Raw genomic sequence first — 22,547 nt, 5'->3', positions numbered from 1 at the left:
AGTCACATTGAAGCGGAATGTCATCTTTCACTTGAAACAAAGATTTATAGTGATTAATTATCAAACAAAGTGATTTTATCGAACGTGGCTTAACTCTGTTTTGCATATGCGATAATAAATGAAGCCTTTACCCGCGCAATTGGGTCAATGTATGGCGCGATATGTTCTCTTCCTCCGATACCGCGTGAATGACCTATTTTCACTTTATTACAGCTCAACAAACTCATAGATAATTGTAAAGATGCTGACAAAAATTACCTTTTCGATCAAAACAATACGCAGAATTTATTAGCTAGAATTAGAACTGTCAGGCCAACATTTCACTCGAGCGTTCTAGGAGCTGTACTATGAAAAGTATCGCGCTGTTCATTGCTCCACTTGCCGCAATTTTTTTGCTCAGTAGCTGTGTGGTGGAACCCGCTCGCTATCGCGAATCTGAATTTGTGGTACCGCCGGGCATAGTTTATGTCGCTCCTGAATATCCAATGCCAGGGCCGGGCTATGTTTGGCGCTATCATGAAGGCCATTCGTGGGGCTGGTATCACCCTGGGCATGGCTGGCATCACGGTTGGAAATAATGGGTAAAGAACCTGATAAAAGCCGGACATCGCGCCCGGCTTTGCACATTACTGCGCTGCGTCTTCTTCTGTCTCTTCCGCATCGCTCTGCTGGTTGAGCGCATAGCGATATAAGGCATTTTTCTTCACGCCGTGGATTTCTGCCGCCAGCGCCGCAGCTTTCTTTAGTGGAAGCTCTTTTTGCAGTAATGCCAGAGTGCGCAGTACCTCAGCCGGCAATGCATCGTCAGCCAGCGCTTTGTGTCCTTCGACAATCAGCACCATTTCACCCCGGCGGCGCATGTCATCTTCCTGCACCCAAGCCAGCAATTCGCCCACTGGCGCACCGTGGATTGACTCCCAGGTTTTGGTCAACTCTCGCGCCAGAACCACGTAGCGTTGTGGGCCGAGCACCGTCACCATGTCCTGCAAACTTTCCAAGAGACGATGGGTCGATTCATAGAAAATAAGCGTTCGTGGTTCCTCAATCAGCGCCTGCAAGGTATCCTTACGGCCTTTGGTTTTTGCTGGCAAAAAGCCTTCGTAGCAAAAACGATCTGAAGCAATCCCCGCAGCTGACAACGCAGCTATAGCAGCGCAAGCTCCGGGCAAAGGTACGACCCGAATACCCGCTTCACGACAGCGGCGCACCAAATGGTAGCCGGGATCGTTGATTAATGGTGTTCCCGCATCGGAAACCAGAGCTATACTTTGGCCTTCCTGTAGCTTCGCCAGCAGTTGGTCAGCTTTTTGTTGTTCGTTATGGTCATGAAGCGCAAACAGGCGCGCGTTGATAGCAAAGTGTTGCAACAGCAAACCCGTGTGGCGCGTATCTTCTGCCGCAATCAAATCAACGCTTTTCAGTACCTCTAACGCCCGGTGGGTGATGTCCCCTAAGTTACCGATGGGGGTGGGTACCACGTAAAGCGTAGATGCAGAAATCACTGCTCGATCGTGTTGATTCATTGTTTCATCCGGATTACCGATTTAATATTGAGCATCTTGAAAAAAACATCACTGGATACAGTATGCTTTCCTCAACATCCGTTCGTACCAAAGCAGGAATTTTCATTCCTGCTGTTCTGGCCGCTCTTGTCTTGGCTGGCTGTTCTGGCCTGGCCCCACAGACTCCGCCGCCGTCAAATATACAGGACGAAGCAAGCGCGAACTCTGATTATTACCTGCAACAATTGCAGCAAAGTAGTGATGATAACAAGGCTGACTGGCAATTACTCGCCATTCGTGCCCTGCTACGTGAAGGGAAGCTGCCGCAAGCCAGTGAGCAACTGAATACATTGCCTGAAAAAATGAGCGACACTCAGCGTCAGGAACAACAATTGCTGGCCGCCGAGTTATTGGTTGCACAGAAAAATGCACCTGCCGCCGCTGCAATACTGGCTAAATTAGACGCCAGCACATTATCGGCAAATCAGCAGGTTCGCTATTATCAGGCGCTGATCGGCGCCAGTCAGGGTAAACCGACTCTGCCGCTGATTCGCGCCTATATCGCTCAGGAACCACTGCTTAAAGATAAGGCTCATCAGGATAACATCGATGCCACTTGGCTGGCGCTGGCGCAACTGACGCCTCAGGATTTGAATACGCTGGTGATCAATGCCGATGAAAATGTCCTGCAAGGCTGGCTGGATCTGTTGCACGTATATCAGGATAACCGACAGAACCCTGATTTATTGAAAGCGGCGATCAAAGACTGGCAAACTCGCTATCCGCAAAATCCGGCGGCGAAATCATTGCCTGCGCAGCTAACTCAGATTGTGAACTTCACTCAGGCGTCCACCGCTAAAATTGCGCTGCTGCTGCCATTAAGCGGTCAGGCAAAAGTATTTGGCGAAGCTATTCAGCAAGGTTTTATGGCGGCTCAAAGCGGCCTGCCAGCACCTGCACCAACCGCAGAACCGACCATTGACGCAAGCGCGCCAGTGGACGGTGAGGCCGCCGCAACGCCGGAAGCCCCGGCTCCAGTTGCCGCACCTGTCGCTGCCAGCAATGCACAGGTTAAAGTCTATGACACCACTTCTCAGCCAATCGCTGCGCTGCTAGCTCAGGCACAGCAAGATGGTGCCACGCTGGTTGTCGGCCCGTTGCTGAAACCAGACGTTGAGCAATTAACCGCCACGCCGACCACGCTGAATATTCTGGCGCTAAATCAGCCAGAAACCGCCAAAGACAGCCCAAATATCTGTTACTTCGCTCTGTCGCCGGAAGATGAAGCGCGCGATGCCGCCCATCATTTATGGCAACAGCAAAAGCAAATGCCGCTGTTGCTAACCCCTCGCGGTGCTTTTGGCGATCGTATCGCCAAAGCCTTTGCTGAAGAATGGCAGAAGCAAGGCGGCCAGACCGTACTACAGCAGAGCTTTGGTTCCACCGCAGAGTTGAAGCAGTCCATCAACAGCGGCGCGGGTATTCGTCTGACCGGCCAACCAATTTCTGTTACACCGACAGCGGCTCCGCAATCAGTGACTATCGCCGGTTTGACTATCCCGGCACCGCCGGTTGACGCGCCGGTGGTTTCTACTTCCGCAGGCGGGAACGTGGATGCCGTGTATATCGTGGCAACGCCGGACGAGCTGACGCTGATTAAACCTATGATCGATATGGCGACCACCACTCGCAGCAAACCATCGCTGTACGCCAGCTCGCGCAGTTATCAGGCTGGTGCAGGCCCGGATTACCGTCTGGAAATGGAAGGCGTTCAGTTCAGCGATATTCCGCTGATGGCCGGCGCCAACCCTGCGTTGATGCAGCAGGCTTCCTCCAAGTTTGCTAACGACTATTCGCTGGTTCGTTTGTATGCCATGGGGATGGATGCTTGGACATTGTCTAACCACTTTGCTGAAATGCGCCAGATTCCAGGCTTTAAGGTATCAGGCTCTACCGGTGAACTGACCGCATCATCAAACTGCGTGGTTAACCGTAAACTGCCTTGGTTGCTATACCGCCAGGGAATGGTTGTTCCGGCGCAATAACCGGCGTTTTCAACCTGACTTTAGCGCCCCCGTTTCCGGTCGGGGGCGAAAATAATGGATTAAAACATGAGCCAAAGGGATATTGGCGCAAATTATGAACGGCTGGCTCGCCGCCATCTGGAACAAGCCGGTCTGGTCTTTCATTCTGCCAATGTGAGCGTTCGCGGCGGCGAGATAGATCTTATTATGCGCGACGGTGCGACTTGGGTATTTGTCGAGGTGCGTTTTCGTCGGAATGCGACCTTTGGCGGTGCCGCTGCCAGCGTGACTCATACCAAACAGCAAAGGTTATTACGTGCTGCGGCGGTTTGGCTGGCGCAGCGCGGAGCCAGTTTTGACACATCATCTTGCCGTTTTGATGTTTTTGCGATTACCGGTAACCAGTTAGAATGGTTGCCTAATGCTTTCAATACGGATTGATCATTTTTCTCCGGCCAAAGCCGGGCAATTCATTTTACTGAGTGGGTTAAATCAACGTGCTGGATAGAATCAAAGTCTGTTTTACCGAGAGTATTCAAACCCAGATTGCTGCGGCGGAAGCCTTACCTGACGCGATATCACGAGCGGCGATGATGCTGGTTCAATCACTACTGAATGGTAACAAGATTCTTTGCTGCGGCAATGGAACCTCGGCGGCAAACGCCCAGCATTTCGCCGCCAGTATGATCAACCGATTCGAAACCGAACGGCCAAGCCTGCCAGCTATCGCACTAAATGCCGATAATGTGGTGTTGACCGCGATTGCCAATGACCGTTTGCATGAAGAGGTTTACGCCAAGCAAGTGCGTGCTTTAGGCCAGGCCGGAGACGTTCTGCTGGCAATTTCCACTCGTGGTAACAGCCGTGATATTGTGAAAGCAGTTGAAGCAGCCGTAACCCGCGATATGACGATTGTCGCGCTTACGGGTTACGACGGTGGTGAACTGGCAGGTCTGTTAGGCCAGCAGGATGTTGAAATTCGCATTCCTTCTCACCGCAGCGCTCGGGTGCAGGAAATGCACATGCTTACAGTGAATTGTTTGTGTGATCTGATTGATAACACCCTATTCCCTCATCAGGACGATTAAAGGAGCATAAATGAAGGTTAGTTTCCCATTTTTTGCCGTGCTGTTTAGCGCATTGCTATTACAAGGCTGTGTTGGTGCCGTCGTAGTTGGCAGCGCCGCCGTGGCGACCAAATCCGCAACTGACCCTCGCAGCGTCGGTACTCAAGTTGACGACGGCACACTAGAAGCCCGAGTGACCAACGCATTGAGCAAAGACCAGCAACTGAAAAAAGAAGCCCGCGTCGTCGCTACGGCTTACCAAGGCAAAGTACTGCTAACCGGGCAAGCACCGACGACCGAACTGGCAACCCGAGCCAAGCAAATAGCCGCTGGCGTTGAAGGCACCAGTGAAGTGTACAACGAGATTCGTCTGGGCAAACCGGTCGATCTGGGCACCGCTTCATCAGATACCTGGATTACCACTAAGGTTCGTTCGCAAATACTCACCAGTGATTCGGTTAAATCTTCTAACGTCAAAGTCACCACCGAAAATGGCGAAGTGTTCCTACTCGGCCTGGTTACGCAGCAAGAAGGACAATCTGCCGCGCAGATCGCCAGTAAAGTTGGCGGCGTAAAACACGTCACCACCGCCTTTACCTACGTTCAGTAATTTACTCACTTAAAAGCAAAAGGGCTTAGTTGATACTAAGCCCTTTTTGTTTCTGCCAACTCAACCTAGCGGCCGTTTTACAGCGCATTTTCCTGTAGGAAAGTTTTGCCGCCCAGCTGACGCATTTGGCGTAAGATCCACTGTTGGCGGCTAATTACATAGCCTGAGGGTGCATTTGCCTTAAAGCGATGTGGATTCGGCAACACTGCCGCCAGCATAGCCGCTTCAGAAGCGCTTAACCGGCTAGCAGGCTTATGGAAGAAACGCTGCGCCGCGGCCTCAACGCCGAAAATACCGTCGCCAAACTCCACAATATTCAGATAAACCGTCAAAGTGCGCCTTTTGGTCCACACCAGCTCAATCCCGGCCGTCAATCCAGCTTCCAACCCTTTACGCACCCAACTGCGGCCATCCCACAGAAACAGGTTTTTCGCCGTTTGCTGCGATAACGTCGATGCGCCTCGGATGCGTTTTTGATTGCGCTGATTGTGCGCCAGAGCCGATTCAATGGCCCCCATGTCAAATCCCCAATGGTCAGGGAATTTCTGATCTTCCGCCGCCATCACGGCCAAAGCCATGTAAGGGGAAATTTCGCTCATAGGCACCCAGTCGGAATGCGCCACGTAAGAAAAATCGCCGGAAAACCAAGCTCCGAGCTGCCTTTCGACCATTACCATGGAGAAGGGCACGGGCAGGAAGGCAAAAATCAAAATAGCGGCCAGCCAAAAGCCCAACAGCGCCAAAATGCCACGCTTTAGACCACGCCAGATCCATCCTATCCCGTATTTCCCCAATTTCATTCGATTAAGCCCAGCACCTTACTCACCAGTTTGTTGATACCGACGGCTGCTTCTGAGATAGAACCGGCCAGCATATAGGCGGGCGTGGTAACGACTTTATGCTCCGCATCCACCACGACATCTTCCACCGGGCAAACGATATGTTCTCCCCCCATGGCCTCAATAGCATCGGCGGTATCGATATCATTACCAATAGTCAGGCGAATTCGCTCTCCCAACAGCTTTGGTAACATCGCTGGGGCAATACACATAAATCCAATTGGTTTGCCAGACTTATGCATTGTTTGAGTAAGCTTATATAAATCTTCGTCTACAGAACACGCCGTTCCTTCGGTTGCGAAGCGACTCAGATTCTTCGCCGCACCGAATCCGCCGGGTACAATTAACGCGTCTAACTGCGCCGGATCGGCGGCAGAAAGTGGCTGAATCTTACCTCTCGCAATACGCGCAGACTCGACTAACACGTTACGATTTTCGTCGGTAATTTCACCAGATAAATGATTAATAACATGGAGTTGCGTCTTGTCCGGCGCAAAGCATACTGCCTCGGCTCCGGCGCGATCCAAAGCCAGCAATGTTAAGACGGACTCATGTATCTCTGCGCCATCGAAAACACCGCAACCACTCAACACTACACCGACTCTTTTCATCACAATCCTCCTTTTGTTTCGCTGTCAATCGCTAACCTGTTCTAGTGACAAACAACAATCTCTATCACATATTTTAATGAATCTTGTAACAAGAGCGCTTACATTTGCTATGTTGTTGCTTGTATGATGTATCAACGAATCCATAAAACCTGCGGACACACACAGAAATCAATACGCAGGTTCACGTTTTCCCTGGTGTTGGCGCAGTATTCGCGCACCCCGGCCTCGGTCGGGGTTATTTTTTTTCAGCTTCCGCAGTCCACTCACGCAGTACCTGAACATCGTTACGCCATTCCAGTTTCAGCTCATCAATCCAATCCTGAACGTTATCCCACCATGCTGGCAATGAAGGCGTTTGAATCTGCTGTGCCAGTTGCTGCAAATGCCGTAAACCTACCGAACCTGCCGCCCCTTTAATTTTATGCGCTTCTTCGGCAATACCTTTTTGGTCACGAGCGGTCATATTGGAATCCAACACCGCCAGATAACCCGGCATCATCTGCTCGAACATTTCCAAACTCTGATGAATCAGCTGTGGTCCCACCAAATCGATGTATTGCTCCAACATCACGGTATCGAGTAACGATTCATTAGTTTGCATCGGTTTATGTTCCTGTTTTTTTGTGGAGTGGGAAGGCTGATGATCCCAGAGCTGCTTGATCATTGCCGTTAAAGCCGGGACAGACAGCGGCTTGCTCAGCACGTCATCCATTCCAGCATCAAGATATTCTTTTTTATCTTTTAGAACGTTAGCCGTAAGCGCCACCAGCGGCGGCAAGTGGCAATGGCCATAATCCGCGCGAATTTTGCGAGCAATATCCAGCCCTGTCATATCCGGGAGCTGAATATCCAATAACACTAAATCAAAGTCATCCGGATTAAACATATCCAACGCATCCTGGCCATTCATCGCCACCTCAACGCTGTTACCCAATTTTTCCAACACCGAGCGCGCCACAATCACGTTGAGTTCGATATCCTCCACCAGCAGCACGTGCAGTGCTGGCAGCGGCATATCTTCATCAGACAACACGCTAGCCGCCTCATCCTGCACCGCAGGCGCCTTGATAGACAGCGTAAAGCAGGAACCGATGCCCTGAGTGCTTTTCACGGTGATATCGCCGCCCATGCTCTGCGCCAGCCGTTTGGACACCGCCAGCCCGATTCCGGTTCCGGTAGCCGGACGCCCGCCGTTGCTGTCTTTCACCTGATAATACATAGCGAAGATTTTGTCTTGTTCATCCTGCGGAATTCCCATGCCGGAATCTTCCACTTCGAAGATCAGTCGGTCAGGATTTTCTCGTCGGATACGCACAACTATCTGCCCTTCCTGAGTGAATTTCACCGCATTACCAATCAGATTCCACAAAATCTGGCGTAGGCGAGTGCCGTCGGTGATGATTTTCTCTGGTAATGAACCCTGAGGTTCCATCAGGAATTTCAGACCTTTAGGCTGAACCAGCAAACCGGACAGGTTTTCCAGATCGGTCATAAAACCGGTAAAGTCGATCGGTTGGTTGTCCAACTGCACTTTGCGCCGTTCCAACTTATCCATTTCGATAATATCGTTGAATATATTGCCCAGAGTGATGGCACTAACATGAATGGTTTTGAGGTATTTCAGCTGTTCATCGTTTAAATCGGTATCCAGCAAGATACGACTTAGGCCGACGATGCCATTAAGCGGCGTACGCAGCTCATGGCTGATTGTTGAGATGAAAGTGGTCTTATCCCTGCTGGCGTTCTCCAGCGCGTCTTGGTAGCGCTTACGCTCGGTTATATCGCGGCCAAAGCCCATCAGACCATGCCGTTTACCCACGCGATCGTAAAACGGTACTTTACGCAGTTCAAAACAGGCCTTACGCCCATCGGGGTACACCAGCCACTGTTCGTAGGTCAGAGAAACGTTGTGGCGGAAGACTTTTTCATCGGTTTCCATTACTTTTTCGGCAATATCTGGCGCGTAAACTTCCTGTGGCGTCAAGCCGACCAGCTGTTTCTCACTTTTACCGGTCAGCAACTCCATCGCGCGGTTACAGCCGGAAAATTCATTATCTTCGTTACGGTAGTAGACCAAATCGGGGGATGCATCGAGGAAGGAACGTAATAGGGCGGATTGTTGCCCTAATTCCACCTGCGCCTGCTCACGGTGCCCCATTTCCTCTTTCAGTTTATCCACAACCTGTAGATGGGCTTTCTCCGCTTTCTCGCGTTCGATAATTTCCAGATTTAGCTGCGAGATATTTTCCTGCAATTGCTGATTCAGTTCCCGATCGCGATAACGCATGATTTCCAGCTTATCTACCAGTCTGGATAGTCGCTGACGGGATTCCTCCAGCTGTTCCACCACCACTGACAGGAAGTAAACCGCCCACGGCGTGATTAACAGGCCGAAAAAGATGGAGCGAACAAAATCGATGCTTTCGACCGAGCCGCGTAATACCAAAGTGACGGCCATTTGCACCACCATCGCCAGTATTACCAGCACCGAAGCCAGCAGCAGCGAGAAGCGCACCAGCCCTAACTTCACCATTAAATCAACGTAATACTGGGCTAATACCCTGATTTGCTTCATAACCACTCCCGTCAAACTTCATGCGATAAATCATACCGCAAAACCAGAAATAGATAAGGCGGGTTGCCAAGAAGTGTGGAAAAGACTGCAAATCAACGGGAAATTGCGAAAGTTGAGAATGGCGATAGCCCGCAGACACGCCAAAAATAATGGGCGATGCGCTGTAGCCAAGTTGGGGTGTGCACAGCACGCAAGAAGCGGAGCCTGCACAAACCAGGTGCGGATTTTGATCACTGCGTCAGCCCAAAATGGCGACGCCCTAAGCCTATCTCCCAAGGCTTAGGGCGTTCGAGCGACAGTCAAACTGAGTACGCCTGCGCGCAGTGCCCCGGATTTACACCCAGTAGCACGCGAGGAGGTAGCAGTACGCGAGGAGGCCGAGCACAACCCAAGTTCAGGTGACAAACGCCTTGTAGCCGATCACCTACAAAGCGGAGGCTTGGCCTCCGTGGGCTAACATATACCGATTCAACTCCACCATACCGGTCCAGCGATTTTCGCACCACAGCGGAGCCAACAGGGTTGGGCGACGAGCACTGGCGGAAATTCGGTGATAGACAATATCGGCGGGTGTATGACGAATCATTTCTCCGGCGGTAACCACATAGTCTTCCAGAGCCAGTTCCGGCAAACGCCCTGCTCGCCAGGCTTTAGCCATAGTGCTGCCTTCCACGATATGAAGCGGATGCAGTTTTAGTCCATCCACGCCGGTATCCACAACTTGTTGCAGAGTTTGCAGGCATTGCGCTTGATTTTCGCCGGGCAAGCCAACGATCAAATGGCAACACACTTTCAGACCGCGCGCTCTGGCACGGCGAGCCGTTTGTTGGTAGCTGGCGAAATCATGGCCTCGGTTAATACGTTTGAGGGTTTTATCATTGGCAGTTTGTAGCCCCAGTTCCAGCCAGACTTCGTAACCTTGCCGATGATAACCACTCAGCAGGTCTAATACCGCATCCGGTACGCAGTCTGGCCGGGTTCCCACACAAACGCCAACGATATCCGCTTCGGCTAAAGCCTGTTGGTACATGGCTGCCAACGCATTAACTTCGGCATAAGTGCTGGTATAAGCCTGAAAATAAGCCAGATAGCGATTAGCTCGGTTAACTTTCTTCGCCTGCGCTTCCAGTTGCTCGCTAATGGTTCGTAGCTGCATTTGTTCGTCAGCAAACGAAGCCACCTGGCAAAATGTGCAACCACCACGCCCCAGAGTACCGTCCCTATTCGGGCAGCTAAAACCGCCGTGGAGCGTGAGTTTATGGATTTTTTCACCATAGCGGCGCTGTAAATCCGCACCAAACATATTGACTAATTGCTGCAACTGCATAATCTGGAGGATGCCTGTCGTAAAAGTCGCTTAGCCTAACTGGTCAGGGTGTTCCGTGCGATGACAGAGATCAACTCCCACTCCCTCGGGTGCAACTTCGCATAACCATTCACTATAAATGCAAATAAAATCATTTAGCTACCGATTAATTTTTCTAATCTCGGCAAACACCTTACCGCATCTATTACAAATTGATGAAAAATAGTTTTAAATGTCACAAAATCATTAAATCACAGAATATCACTCTGACATCCCCACCAGCACTAGCATGGTGCAGAGATTTGACGATTGCACTATAGTGAGACAGCTCACACTTCTACTGCCCATCAACGACTCTTTCACCGGGTCAAAAATGCATAAATTATTTTTAATATCATATAGATAAATCATTTTTTGTGATCTGGATATATCTTAGGCCTATATTTGACCTCGGTATTCTTTCTCGCTAAGTTGGAAGTCCGCTGGAAGCTTTCTAGACGGGCAAACGTCTAGTCATAATTATGCAGTTATTTAAGACTCCCTCTTAAAACAAGTCATATACCACTTGTGAGACCATCACGAGAGGTCATTGACGGAGGGCGGAAAAGCAGATTTGCCGCGCCAGGCGCGCCTGTCAGCCCACCCGTCACCGTGAATTGTCCCTCGCAGTCGGTTGTGAGAGTCACGCAGAGCCTGGGGAGGTTCACTGATATGTTGTACGATAAATCCCAAGAGAAGGACAATTGCGGTTTTGGTCTCATCGCCCACATAGAAGGCGAACCAAGCCACAAGGTCGTGCGTACTGCAATACACGCGCTGGCCCGTATGCAACACCGTGGTGCTATTCTCGCTGATGGTAAAACTGGCGATGGCTGCGGTTTACTCTTACAAAAACCGGATCGTTTTTTCCGCATGGTCGCCGAAGAGCGCGGCTGGCGTTTGGCAAAAAATTACGCCGTTGGCATGATATTCCTTAGCCAAAACGATGAACTGGCTAACGCAAGCCGCCGCATCGTTGAAGAAGAGCTACAAAACGAAACCCTTTCCGTGGTGGGCTGGCGCGAAGTGCCGACCAACCCTGATGTTCTTGGTGAAATCGCCCTTTCCTCTCTGCCGCGTATCGAACAGATTTTTGTTAACGCTCCGGCCGGATGGCGCCCGCGCGATATGGAGCGCCGCCTGTTTGTCGCGCGTCGCCGTATCGAAAAACGCATCTCAGATTTAGATTTCTACGTTTGTAGCTTCTCCAATCTGGTGACGATCTATAAAGGCCTGTGTATGCCTGCGGATCTGCCACGTTTTTATCTGGATCTGGCAGATTTACGCCTCGAATCGGCCATTTGCCTGTTCCATCAGCGTTTTTCCACTAATACCGTGCCGCGCTGGCCGCTGGCTCAGCCGTTCCGCTATCTGGCGCACAACGGTGAAATCAATACTATTGCCGGTAACCGTCAGTGGGCGCGCGCTCGTGCCTATAAATTTAAAACACCGCTGATTCCCGATTTGCAGGACGCAGCGCCTTTCGTCAACGAAACCGGTTCAGACTCCAGCTCGCTGGATAATATGCTGGAATTGTTCCTCAGCGGCGGGATGGATCTGATCCGCGCTATGCGTTTGCTGGTACCACCGGCTTGGCAGAATAACCCGGATATGGATACCGACCTGCGTGCCTTCTTCGACTTTAACTCCATGCATATGGAGCCGTGGGATGGCCCAGCGGGTATCGTGATGTCTGACGGGCGCTACGCCGCCTGTAACCTCGACCGTAACGGTCTACGTCCGGCGCGCTACGTGATTACCAAAGACAAGCTGATTACCTGCGCTTCCGAAGTAGGGATCTGGGATTACCAGCCCGATGAAGTGGTAGAGAAAGGCCGCGTTGGCCCCGGCGAACTGATGGTGATCGACACTCGCAGCGGCAAGATCCTGCATTCAGCCGAAACCGATAACGATCTGAAAAGCCGCCATCCGTACAAAGAATGGATGGAAAAAAACGTTAAGCGCCTGGTGCCATTTGAGGACCTGCCGGAAGATCAGGTCGGAAGCCGCGAGCTGGATGATACTCAGCTCGAAACCTATCAAAAGCAATTCGGTTATACCAACGAAGAACTGGATCAAATCATCCGCGTATTGGGTGAAAACGGTCAGGAAGCGACAGGCTCAATGGGCGATGACACCCCATTTGCCGTGCTTTCCAGCGGCCCGCGCATTATTTATGACTATTTCCGCCAGCAGTTTGCGCAGGTTACCAACCCGCCTATCGATCCGCTGCGAGAAGCTCACGTGATGTCACTGGCGACCAGTATCGGCCGTGAAATGAACGTATTCTGCGAGGCCGAAGGTCAGGCGCACCGTTTGAGCTTTAAATCCCCGATTTTGCTGTATTCGGATTTCCAGCAGCTCACTACGCTGGAAGGCGAGTATTATCGCGCCGATCGGCTGGATCTGACGTTTGATCCGAGCCAGCAAGATCTGCAACAGCGCGTTTTATCACTGTGCGACGAAGCCGAGCGTAAAGTTCGCGATGGTGCCGTAATGCTGGTGCTCTCCGACCGCTCGATTTCCCAAACCCGTCTACCGGTGCCCGCACCAATGGCCGTGGGTGCGATTCAGACTCGATTAGTAGAAAAAAACCTGCGCTGCGATGCCAACATCATTGTTGAAACCGCCAGCGCTCGCGATCCGCATCACTTCGCCGTATTACTCGGCTTTGGTGCTACCGCTATCTATCCTTATTTAGCTTATGAATCATTGGCTAAATTGGTCGACACACAGGCTATAGATAAAAAGTACCGCGATGTGATGCTCAACTATCGCAACGGTATCAACAAAGGCTTGTATAAGATCATGTCCAAAATGGGCATCTCGACGATTGCGTCTTATCGCTGCGCCAAGTTGTTTGAAGCCGTAGGCCTGCACAAAGAGCTGTCTGAACTGTGTTTCCAGGGTGTGGTTAGCCGTATCGGAGGCGCTAACTTCAGCGATTTCCAGCAAGATCTGCAAAATCTCTCCAAACGAGCCTGGCTGAAGCGTAAGCCGTTGGATCAAGGCGGTTTACTCAAATTTGTCCATAATGGCGAATACCACGCGTATAACCCGGATGTGGTCAATACGTTGCAGAAAGCCGTTCACAGCGGTGAATACAGCGATTACGAAGCTTACTCAAAACTGGTTAACGAACGTCCAGTGGCTACGCTGCGCGATCTCTTGGCAATCAAGCCGCAAGGTACGCCGATCCCAGTAGATCAAGTGGAACCAGCAGAATCTCTCTTTACCCGTTTCGATACGGCGGCAATGTCTATCGGCGCGCTCAGTCCGGAAGCCCACGAATCATTGGCTATCGCTATGAATAGTTTGGGTGGATTCTCCAACTCCGGTGAAGGTGGCGAAGATCCGGTGCGCTATGGCACCAACAAAGTCTCGCGAATCAAACAGGTAGCATCTGGTCGTTTTGGTGTCACTCCGGCCTATCTGGTTAACGCCGATGTTATTCAGATCAAAGTAGCCCAAGGGGCAAAACCGGGCGAAGGCGGCCAGTTACCGGGTGATAAAGTTACGCCCTACATCGCTAAACTGCGCTATTCCGTACCCGGTGTGACGCTCATTTCGCCACCGCCGCACCACGATATTTACTCCATCGAAGATTTAGCACAGCTGATTTTCGATTTGAAACAGGTCAATCCGAAGGCAATGATTTCGGTGAAACTGGTTTCCGAGCCGGGAGTCGGCACTATCGCCACCGGCGTGGCCAAAGCCTATGCCGATTTAATTACCATCGCCGGTTACGACGGCGGCACTGGTGCCAGCCCGCTTTCATCAGTGAAGTACGCCGGTTGCCCGTGGGAACTGGGTCTGGTGGAAACGCAACAGGCACTGGTTGCTAACGGTCTGCGTCATAAAATCCGTTTACAGGTGGACGGCGGCCTGAAGACCGGCGTTGATATTGTCAAAGCCGCGATTCTGGGTGCAGAAAGCTTCGGTTTCGGCACGGGGCCTATGGTGGCTTTAGGCTGTAAATACCTACGTATTTGTCATCTGAATAACTGCGCCACCGGTGTAGCAACTCAGGACGAAAAACTGCGTCGCGATCACTACCACGGCCTGCCGGAGCGCGTAGTCAATTACTTCCAGTTTATCGCCAGAGAAACTCGCCAGATCATGGCCGAACTGGGCGTAAGCCAACTGGTTGATTTGATTGGTCGTACCGATATGTTGATCGAGTTGGATGGCATTTCCGCCAAGCAGAACAAGCTGGACTTGTCATCCTTGCTGGCCACAGCCAAACCGCATCCAGGCAAAGCGCTGTACTGTACCGAAAACAATCCCCCGTTCGATAAAGGCTCACTGAACAAAGCGTTGCTGGAACAGGCTGAACCGCATATTGAAGCCAAACAAAGCAAAACTTTCTACTTTGATATTCGCAACACCGATCGCTCGGTTGGTGCCGCACTGTCAGGGGCGATCGCCGCGAAGCATGGAGATCAAGGGCTGGCGACCGATCCGATCAAAGCGCATTTCTCCGGTACCGCCGGGCAGAGCTTTGGCGTATGGAATGCCGGCGGCGTTGAATTAACGCTAACCGGTGATGCCAACGACTACGTCGGCAAAGGCATGGCCGGCGGTCGCATTGCGGTTCGTCCTCCGGTAGGCTCGGCTTTCCGTAGCCATGAAGCCAGCATTGTCGGTAATACCTGTCTGTATGGCGCAACCGGCGGTAAGCTCTTCGCCGCAGGTCGCGCTGGTGAACGTTTCGCCGTGCGCAACTCCGGCGCTATCACCGTAGTTGAAGGTATCGGCGATAACGGCTGTGAATATATGACCGGCGGCATCGTCTGCGTGCTCGGTCGCACCGGTATCAACTTCGGTGCCGGTATGACCGGTGGATTCGCCTATGTATTGGACGAAGACGGCGAGTTCCGTAAACGCGTTAACCCTGAGTTGGTAGAAGTATTGGATGTCGATGAACTGGCTATCCATGAGGAACATCTGCGCGGGCTAATCACTGAACACGTTCAGTTGACCGGGTCCAGCCGTGGCGAGGAAATCCTGGCTAACTGGCCGGATTGGGTTAGTAAATTCGCCTTGGTGAAACCAAAATCCAGCGATGTGAAAGCACTGCTGGGCCACCGTAGCCGTTCCGCAGCTGAGCTGCGGGTTCAAGCGCAGTAAGGGGTTAAAATGAGTCAGAATGTTTATCAATTTATCGACTTACAGCGCGTTGATCCGCCGAAAAAACCGCTGAAGATCCGTAAAATAGAATTTGTAGAGATTTACGAACCGTTCTCGGAAACCCAGGCAAAAGCACAGGCAGACCGCTGCTTATCCTGCGGTAATCCTTACTGTGAATGGAAATGTCCGGTACATAACTACATCCCAAATTGGCTGAAACTGGCCAACGAAGGACGCATTATGGAAGCCGCGGATTTGGCACATCAGACCAATAGTCTCCCGGAAGTCTGCGGGCGGGTTTGTCCGCAAGATCGTCTATGCGAAGGTTCCTGTACGCTAAACGACGAGTTCGGTGCGGTGACCATCGGTAATATCGAACGTTATATCAGCGATAAAGCCATAGAAATGGGCTGGAAGCCGGATATGTCACACGTCCATCCAACCGGTAAGCGCGTGGCTATCATCGGCGCAGGTCCTGCCGGGCTAGCCTGTGCTGATGTGTTGACCCGCAACGGCGTACAAGCGGTAGTTTTCGATCGTCATCCTGAAATCGGCGGTCTGCTGACCTTTGGTATTCCAGCCTTCAAGCTGGAAAAAGAAGTGATGATCAAACGGCGCAAGATCTTCTCCGAAATGGGCATTGAGTTTCGACTGAATACCGAAATCGGCAAAGACGTGGCGATGGAAACTCTGCTTAACGATTACGATGCGGTATTCCTCGGCGTGGGAACTTATCAGTCGATGCGCGGCGGATTAGAAAACGAAGGGGCAGCTGGCGTCTACGATGCGCTGCCGTTCCTGATTGCCAATACCAAGCAACTCATGGGTTACGCGGCAACCTCGGACGAACCTTACGTGAATATGGAAGGTAAACGCGTGGTGGTTCTGGGCGGAGGAGATACCGCAATGGACTGCGTGCGCACCTCAATCCGTCAGGGCGCAACGCACGTTACCTGCGCCTATCGCCGTGATGAAGTGAACATGCCGGGTTCCAAACGAGAAGTAAAAAATGCTCGTGAGGAAGGCGTCGAATTCAAATTCAATCTGCAACCGCTCAGTATTGAAGTAAACGATGCGGGTAAAGTTTGCGGCGTGAAAATGGTTCGCACCCAATTGGGTGCACCGGATGCGCAAGGCCGCCGTCAGGCTGAACATATTGCCGGTTCTGAGCACATTTTGGATGCCGATGCGGTGGTGACTGCCTTCGGTTTCCGTCCACATAATATGGAATGGTTAGCCGCTCACGCTGTCAATCTGGATAAACAGGGGCGTGTAGTCGCGCCAGAAAGCGCCGATAACGCCTTCCAGACCAGCAACCCAAAAATCTTTGCCGGCGGCGATATTGTCCGAGGCTCAGACTTGGTGGTCACCGCTATTGCCGAAGGCCGTAAAGCAGCCGAAGGGATTATGGGGTATCTGGAAGTCTGAATTTGTCAGTAGGTAGGCAGAAATACACTAAAAGGGCTGATATTCAGCCCTTTGTTATTTCACTCTCATATAAATGGCGAGCCATCATTTGTGGGTAACCATATATCAAATTGAAGTCTTCAATCAGCTCACCGAATCAGGTAACTAATCCTTGGGAAAAATGATTTTACCCTGATCGTCTGAAGGGCTGACTTTCTCAGAGATATGTAGAATTTCGGTCCTTTTACCCGGAATCGGTAATAAACTAAGTGAACCATTGAAAATACCTGAGAAATAGGCCTTACCACCAATCATACGCTCACCGATATTCACTCTATCTTCTGCTAATAACTCTATTTCACGATTATCTGAACCTTGAATACGCTCAAATGTCATTTCTTTTGCCTTAACAATCGCATGTTCTGCAAAATTGAGCTCACCTAATGTTATGTTTTCTTTTGCTGTCATCTTAATATTTGTAGCATTCACCGAGGCATCACTCCTGGTTTTGGTAATACTTTTTCCAGCACTCATAATGACCTTCTGTCTAGCACTTAGGCCGTTGGTAGAGATATCGCCAGACATACTAGCCAGATAAACATTGCCTCCAGAAATAGAACCTTCTGTGACTAAATTATCGACTGGTGCTAAATTTATTGTTCCGTTGGCCTCAAGAGCAGTGGCATTTAACTTACCAAAAGTCTTCATGGTAATATCTTGCTCAGCTCTAATATCTTTAACAAGCAGTGGATTTCTGGAACCACTACGATATTTAACCGAGTTGATGCCGCTGTCAGCGTTTGCTACAAAACCGCTAGATGCAGAATTTACAACACCTTTTAAGGTATCGGTTTTATTGAAATGGTTCTCTAAATAATAATCACCTCCTTTCGTCATTTCATTACCTACAGTGATAGTTTTCGCTATAATTTCTGCCCCTGCGTTACTGCTTTGTACTACGCTACCCTCGCTATTTAATACAACATCTTTTGCATTGATCATGCTTTTAATATTAGTTGAAATACCCGAATTAAGATCAATAGTCCCATTAGGGCTATTCAAACTTCCCGCCAAATGCTCAACACTCTCGCCAATCAATTTAATTCGACCATTATTACTTTCTACGACACCAGCATTAATCACATTTCTATTTACCACGGAATACCGCGCATATGGCGCTTCCGGTATTAATCTAATATTTGAGAATGCGTGCCTTTTATCTTGATTATTCCAAGATGCTGTATCAACTTTTACCGACATGCCACTATCTCCAACTGATAGTGTCATGTCATCGCCAGCAGCCAATAACACTTCATTTCCTGAATCAATAACGCCTTCATTACCAACAGCAGCTCCCATCATCACAACATTATCTTTCGCTGTGATTTTTCCCAGGTTAACAACCAAGCCACCACGAGCGTCCCCAGAAAATGCGATATTTCCACCAGGTGTAGCCATAAAATTATCATTAGTGGAATTCAAGCTAGACAGAACCAAGCTACCTACATCAATTTTGGCACCGTCGGTAATGGTAACGCCGCGCGGATTAACGACGAAAACCTGTCCGTTAGACAATAAATTACCTTGAATGTAAGTTTCAAATTGTTCGTGAACCCGATTTAAAACAGCGGAATTAGTATTAGGTTGTTCAAACTTAACGGTTTCACCTGGTGCTATACCGAAGTTAGTCCAATCAATTACCGCTCTGTCACTATTCTGCGTAATAATAGTAGTATTCTCAGGGCTTTTTTCACCAATAATTGCATTACCCACAGTGACTTCCCCAACGCCTAATGCATAAACTTGGCCACTTAATATAAAGCTAATACAAACGGCTAGAGGTTTGGCTATTCTATTACTTTTCATGATAACTCCTTTATATGCAGCAATATCTATCCCTGATTAGAGATAGCCCCGCGAAATAATCGCGTAAGATGTTTATATAAAAATAAATGTCAACTCAGATGATAATTAAAAATAAATAACACAACCAATTTATTCATAAAAATATGATTTAAGTGAAAACATGGTTATTATGAAATTATTATTAGAAATTAATCGAACCGGTTAACCACCATCGGCCACGATCGGTAGCGCCAAGTAAATTATCTACTGCGCCAGCCCGTCTGGCATAAGTAATATCAATGTTTCCTCGATCGTGCTGATAAGTCAGCCCTGCTCCATAACCTTGTAATAAAACATGATTAGATTGACCGATTCCTTTATTTGCCAGTAAAGAGCCTTGGGCGTAATCATAGAAAGCATGAGTACTGATTCCAGGATATAACGTAGTTAGATCCAGGCGTAATGCTGGGGATAGGGAAAAACCTCGGTCTACGCTAATCGTATTCACATCATAAGCTCGGACAATCGATGGACCACCTAGCGCCATTTTTTCCACGCCGTCCATATTCTGATGACTAAATTGCCCGGAGGCACGCAGACTAGCGCCAAAATAATCGTTGAGTCGCTGTAATCCCATACCCTGGGCTTCCCACTTCCAAAATTCCCCACGGTTAGGATTATCTTGCTGCGCATCCCTTAACTTTCCACGAGTTAATCCTGCACGATAGTTAAAAATATTAGGTTGTCCAAACCATCGGTGACGAAAGTCCCCATTGAGACTCAAACTTATAGAGTCTTGCTCACGGTGAGAAATGAAGGTCAATATTTTATCCCTCATCCACTTATAATCCCCCTGTACACCCAGAGATAAATTATTGCCCGCAGTACGGATAACCGGCCAAGAGCTATAAATCGAGAGCACATCAGCATTACTGTCGATAAAACCGGTAAATCTTCCCCCCGGCTGCGACTCAACCCGACTATAAGAAATACCGCCCCGTGCGCCTTGATAACCTAAGGGTAAATCATAGGCAATATTGCCCAGGATAGTTTTGGCATCATTGGAATCTTTATTTTGCAGGAACTGAGGAACATAGAGCACCATTCCCTGTAAGCGATCCGCCGATCCTGTTGGGTTATTAATGGTCATTCGAGCAAAAGTCCGGATGCGGCCGGAATAACGCCCCCCATGATTATCCATCATCAAACGTCCGCTAATCACTGGCTCTGATGCCACGCTCACGCTCAGCTGCGAGCTCCCTACCTGTTCACCCGGTGATAATATTGAAGTTAATGGCCCGATTCCTGGCTGATCCCCTAAGCGCAGCAGCGCGCTTTCCATTTGACTAATATCTTCAGGTTGCTTATTCCCTGCCTGTAGGAATTTATTTATCAAACTATCGCGCACGTTAGATTGATTGTTGTGTAGATGAATTTTCTCTAACTGCCCTTGCACCACCTGAATATAAACATGACCTTCAGTAATATCTTGTTCTGGCAAATAAGCAAAACTAAGAAGGTCGCCACTTTTGCGCATTATCCTTTCTATTTCCAATGGAATAGCCTGTAGCTGGGATAAGCTCATATTCTGATTCTGTCGCGCGGCTAATAGCGTATTTACTTGTTCCCGATAGCGCTCCGGTAAAGATTTCACACCTAGCGTTGCCACTCGCAGCATTTGCCCCGTGTCGCTTTTCGAATTGGATTTTTCGCGTTGGTCAATGACTGGTTTCTGCTGCACCCTCGTTGTTTCTTGGGACAATAGTTGTTCATTATCTTGTAAAATAGCCGCGCTACCTGTAACGACTCCTGATAAAGACGGGGTATTTGCCCAACTTTTCTGATTCAAACCTAATAACACGAAATAAAATAAAAAGTAATGAATAGAGTGAGTAATAAATCTATTATTTTCGCGCATGGGAGAATATCCAGTCATATTATAAGTTCCTTTTAAATGCGCATTATCACTCCTTGCATTCCAATTAATGACATTGATAGATATTAATCATATAAATATCCATACTAGATCATCAAAGTTAACAATGGATGCTTTGCGTTTTAATATTTAAATAAATAATATCATTTCAACGTAGCCACATCATTAACTCACTACTTAATGACAATTTCAATTAATTAACCGCAGCAAGCTTTAATTAAGAATATTCTGCACTAAAATATTTACTATATAAATATAAGCAATGAAACACAATGTAATACATATAAATAAAATTTGTATCATGAAATTAAACATGGGTTTTTGTTATGTATTTAAAAATAATTACCAGCATGATTCGGATGGGAAATAAAAATTAATAATATTATCAAATGAATAGGGTAGAAAAATAAAAAAATTGTAACAATCAAGTCAACTATATTCATCGCGATCTATACATAAATAGCTATAATGACTGACTTATCTTCGTGTAAGCGCAGATATTGGCACAGGTTAGCTATTGAACAAATAAATTATTTTAATTTGTTATAGTTACAACCCGTTATTTTGATCAAGGATATCGATGATGAAAACCCCTTTGCTATTACTCGCCGGTGGTTTACTGGTCACCAGTTTCAGTTCTCTGGCTATGTCACTGAATTATCAGGAAGTAGGCTACAACATTGAAGCACGAGGAGCCAAAGCGGTAGTAGCAGAACTGGCTAAATCCGGGCAACTGTCGGCGGTAGAAAATAATATCAAGCTGGGTGATGATAACTGGATTGCGATGGCGCCGAAGCTAGTAGAAGGTGGGAATCAGAAATTTGCGCAAGGCGTTAAATCAGCACTGTCTTCAGCCCTGATTTATAATCCAGCGGCGGTCTTGAAGGCCGTAGGCGATAGCCATTCGTTAACTTTGTCCGACGTCTGTACTGCTCCGACTGATGCAACAGATAGCACCGCCAAAATCAACTTCAAACAACGGGCTTCCAGAACTCTATCGACTATCAGAAATAGCGATATGATGACCACGCGGGATAGTTGCATCGCCGAATTGCAGAAGCTGTCTTAACGATCGGCTTTTGAGCCAGAAACAACAAGGGCGGCCTAAGCCGCCCTATAATAATACGCAGAACACTCGGATTATTATTTCACAACCCGTAATGCAGGCCGTCCACCCCGTGGAGGCTGCGGAGGCTCATCATCCGGTTTGCTGCTGTCCAGCTTTGCCTGAGTCTCATCGGTGACCAGCACCAGGCTTTCGCTCGGCGCGTTTTCTTCGTTCTGGTCATCCATCTCGGCAAAATAACCTTCTGCGTCGGCATCATAAGCCGCTTCAGGTTCAAACATCGTACCCGCGCCGTTTTCTCTGGCATAAATAGCCAGAACTGCGCCCATAGGTACAACAACCTGACGAGGTACACCGCCAAAACGGGCATTGAAACGGACATCTTCATTACCCAGTTCCAGATTACCCACCGCCCGCGGCGCGACATTCAATACAATTTGACCATCACGGGCAAATTCCATTGGAACCTCTACGTCGGGCAGCGTCACATCTACCACTAGATGCGGTGTAAGCTCGTTATCAATCAGCCAATCATAAAATGCGCGCAGCAGGTAAGGACGGCGCGGAGACATATCTGACATCTCCATAAC

16 protein-coding genes are annotated in these 22,547 nt (G+C 49.1%); 8 read left to right on the top strand and 8 right to left on the bottom strand.

The window, feature by feature from the left end; all coding sequences use genetic code 11:
* Positions 1–347: 347 nt before the first annotated feature.
* Positions 348–578 carry a hypothetical protein gene (locus DBA33_RS04515; RefSeq protein WP_064515314.1) on the top strand — a complete coding sequence of 77 codons (231 nt, stop codon included), beginning with the start codon at positions 348–350 and terminating at the stop codon, positions 576–578.
* A gap of 48 nt (positions 579–626) precedes the next feature.
* Here DBA33_RS04515 and rsmI read toward each other — a convergent pair whose 3' ends face one another.
* Positions 627–1,523, bottom strand: a complete 897-nt coding sequence (rsmI, locus tag DBA33_RS04510; RefSeq protein ID WP_064515316.1) for a 16S rRNA (cytidine(1402)-2'-O)-methyltransferase — start codon at positions 1,521–1,523, stop codon at positions 627–629.
* A gap of 62 nt (positions 1,524–1,585) precedes the next feature.
* On the opposite strand from rsmI, the gene DBA33_RS04505 reads away from it, so the two are divergent.
* The 4 genes from DBA33_RS04505 to dolP all read left to right on the top strand — a co-directional run bounded on the left by DBA33_RS04505 (position 1,586) and on the right by dolP (position 5,203).
* Positions 1,586–3,547 (top strand): penicillin-binding protein activator, encoded by a 1,962-nt coding sequence (locus DBA33_RS04505; RefSeq protein WP_120805676.1) that lies wholly within the window; start codon positions 1,586–1,588, stop codon positions 3,545–3,547.
* A 66-nt stretch (positions 3,548–3,613) separates the two neighbouring features.
* Positions 3,614–3,967 (top strand): YraN family protein, encoded by a 354-nt coding sequence (locus DBA33_RS04500; RefSeq protein WP_064515318.1) that lies wholly within the window; start codon positions 3,614–3,616, stop codon positions 3,965–3,967.
* A 56-nt stretch (positions 3,968–4,023) separates the two neighbouring features.
* Positions 4,024–4,614, top strand: coding sequence for a DnaA initiator-associating protein DiaA (diaA, locus tag DBA33_RS04495; protein ID WP_049597857.1), 591 nt, complete (start codon positions 4,024–4,026; stop codon positions 4,612–4,614).
* Positions 4,615–4,624: 10 nt separating this feature from the next.
* Entirely contained in the window at positions 4,625–5,203 is a 579-nt protein-coding gene (gene dolP / locus DBA33_RS04490) for a division/outer membrane stress-associated lipid-binding lipoprotein (RefSeq protein ID WP_049597858.1), read from the top strand.
* Between the two features lie 77 nt (positions 5,204–5,280).
* Here dolP and mtgA read toward each other — a convergent pair whose 3' ends face one another.
* The 4 genes from mtgA to DBA33_RS04465 form a co-directional block, all read right to left on the bottom strand.
* Complete coding sequence (gene mtgA / locus DBA33_RS04485) at positions 5,281–6,003, bottom strand: monofunctional biosynthetic peptidoglycan transglycosylase (RefSeq protein WP_064515320.1); 723 nt, start codon at positions 6,001–6,003, stop codon at positions 5,281–5,283.
* The gene (gene elbB, locus DBA33_RS04480; RefSeq protein WP_120805674.1) at positions 6,000–6,653 is read right to left on the bottom strand and encodes an isoprenoid biosynthesis glyoxalase ElbB; all 654 of its coding nucleotides are present in this window, start codon (positions 6,651–6,653) and stop codon (positions 6,000–6,002) included. The genes mtgA and elbB overlap by 4 nt, the downstream gene beginning before the upstream one ends.
* Before the next feature lie 235 nt (positions 6,654–6,888).
* Entirely contained in the window at positions 6,889–9,228 is a 2,340-nt protein-coding gene (gene arcB, locus DBA33_RS04470) for an aerobic respiration two-component sensor histidine kinase ArcB (RefSeq protein WP_064515324.1), read from the bottom strand.
* Between the two features lie 424 nt (positions 9,229–9,652).
* Positions 9,653–10,555 carry a TIGR01212 family radical SAM protein gene (locus DBA33_RS04465; RefSeq protein ID WP_120805673.1) on the bottom strand — a complete coding sequence of 301 codons (903 nt, stop codon included), beginning with the start codon at positions 10,553–10,555 and terminating at the stop codon, positions 9,653–9,655.
* 690 nt (positions 10,556–11,245) lie between these two features.
* Here DBA33_RS04465 and gltB point away from each other — a divergent pair.
* Together gltB and DBA33_RS04455 are read left to right on the top strand one after the other, a co-directional pair.
* On the top strand, positions 11,246–15,703 hold the full coding sequence (gltB, locus tag DBA33_RS04460) for a glutamate synthase large subunit (RefSeq protein WP_064515327.1): 4,458 nt from the start codon (positions 11,246–11,248) through the stop codon (positions 15,701–15,703).
* A 9-nt stretch (positions 15,704–15,712) separates the two neighbouring features.
* The gene (locus tag DBA33_RS04455; protein ID WP_064515329.1) at positions 15,713–17,131 is read left to right on the top strand and encodes a glutamate synthase small subunit; all 1,419 of its coding nucleotides are present in this window, start codon (positions 15,713–15,715) and stop codon (positions 17,129–17,131) included.
* A gap of 144 nt (positions 17,132–17,275) precedes the next feature.
* Here the strand turns inward: DBA33_RS04455 and DBA33_RS04450 are convergent, their stop codons facing one another.
* On the bottom strand, positions 17,276–18,976 hold the full coding sequence (locus tag DBA33_RS04450) for a filamentous hemagglutinin N-terminal domain-containing protein (RefSeq protein ID WP_120805671.1): 1,701 nt from the start codon (positions 18,974–18,976) through the stop codon (positions 17,276–17,278).
* A gap of 181 nt (positions 18,977–19,157) precedes the next feature.
* Positions 19,158–20,696: a ShlB/FhaC/HecB family hemolysin secretion/activation protein gene (locus DBA33_RS04445; RefSeq protein ID WP_158513761.1), complete on the bottom strand. Its 1,539-nt coding sequence runs from the start codon at positions 20,694–20,696 to the stop codon at positions 19,158–19,160.
* Between the two features lie 778 nt (positions 20,697–21,474).
* On the opposite strand from DBA33_RS04445, the gene DBA33_RS04440 reads away from it, so the two are divergent.
* Positions 21,475–21,960: a hypothetical protein gene (locus DBA33_RS04440; RefSeq protein ID WP_064515334.1), complete on the top strand. Its 486-nt coding sequence runs from the start codon at positions 21,475–21,477 to the stop codon at positions 21,958–21,960.
* Positions 21,961–22,034: 74 nt separating this feature from the next.
* On the opposite strand, the gene sspB is transcribed toward DBA33_RS04440, so the two are convergent.
* Complete coding sequence (gene sspB / locus DBA33_RS04435; protein ID WP_064515336.1) at positions 22,035–22,544, bottom strand: ClpXP protease specificity-enhancing factor; 510 nt, start codon at positions 22,542–22,544, stop codon at positions 22,035–22,037.
* Positions 22,545–22,547 lie beyond the last annotated feature (3 nt).

Origin of the sequence: Yersinia sp. IP36721 (assembly GCF_003634395.1) — a bacterium.
GTDB classification, from domain to species: Bacteria; Pseudomonadota; Gammaproteobacteria; order Enterobacterales; family Enterobacteriaceae; genus Yersinia; species Yersinia entomophaga.
The sequence above is the reverse complement of the archived record's forward strand: the minus strand, read 5'-3'. Positions and strand labels throughout refer to the sequence as shown.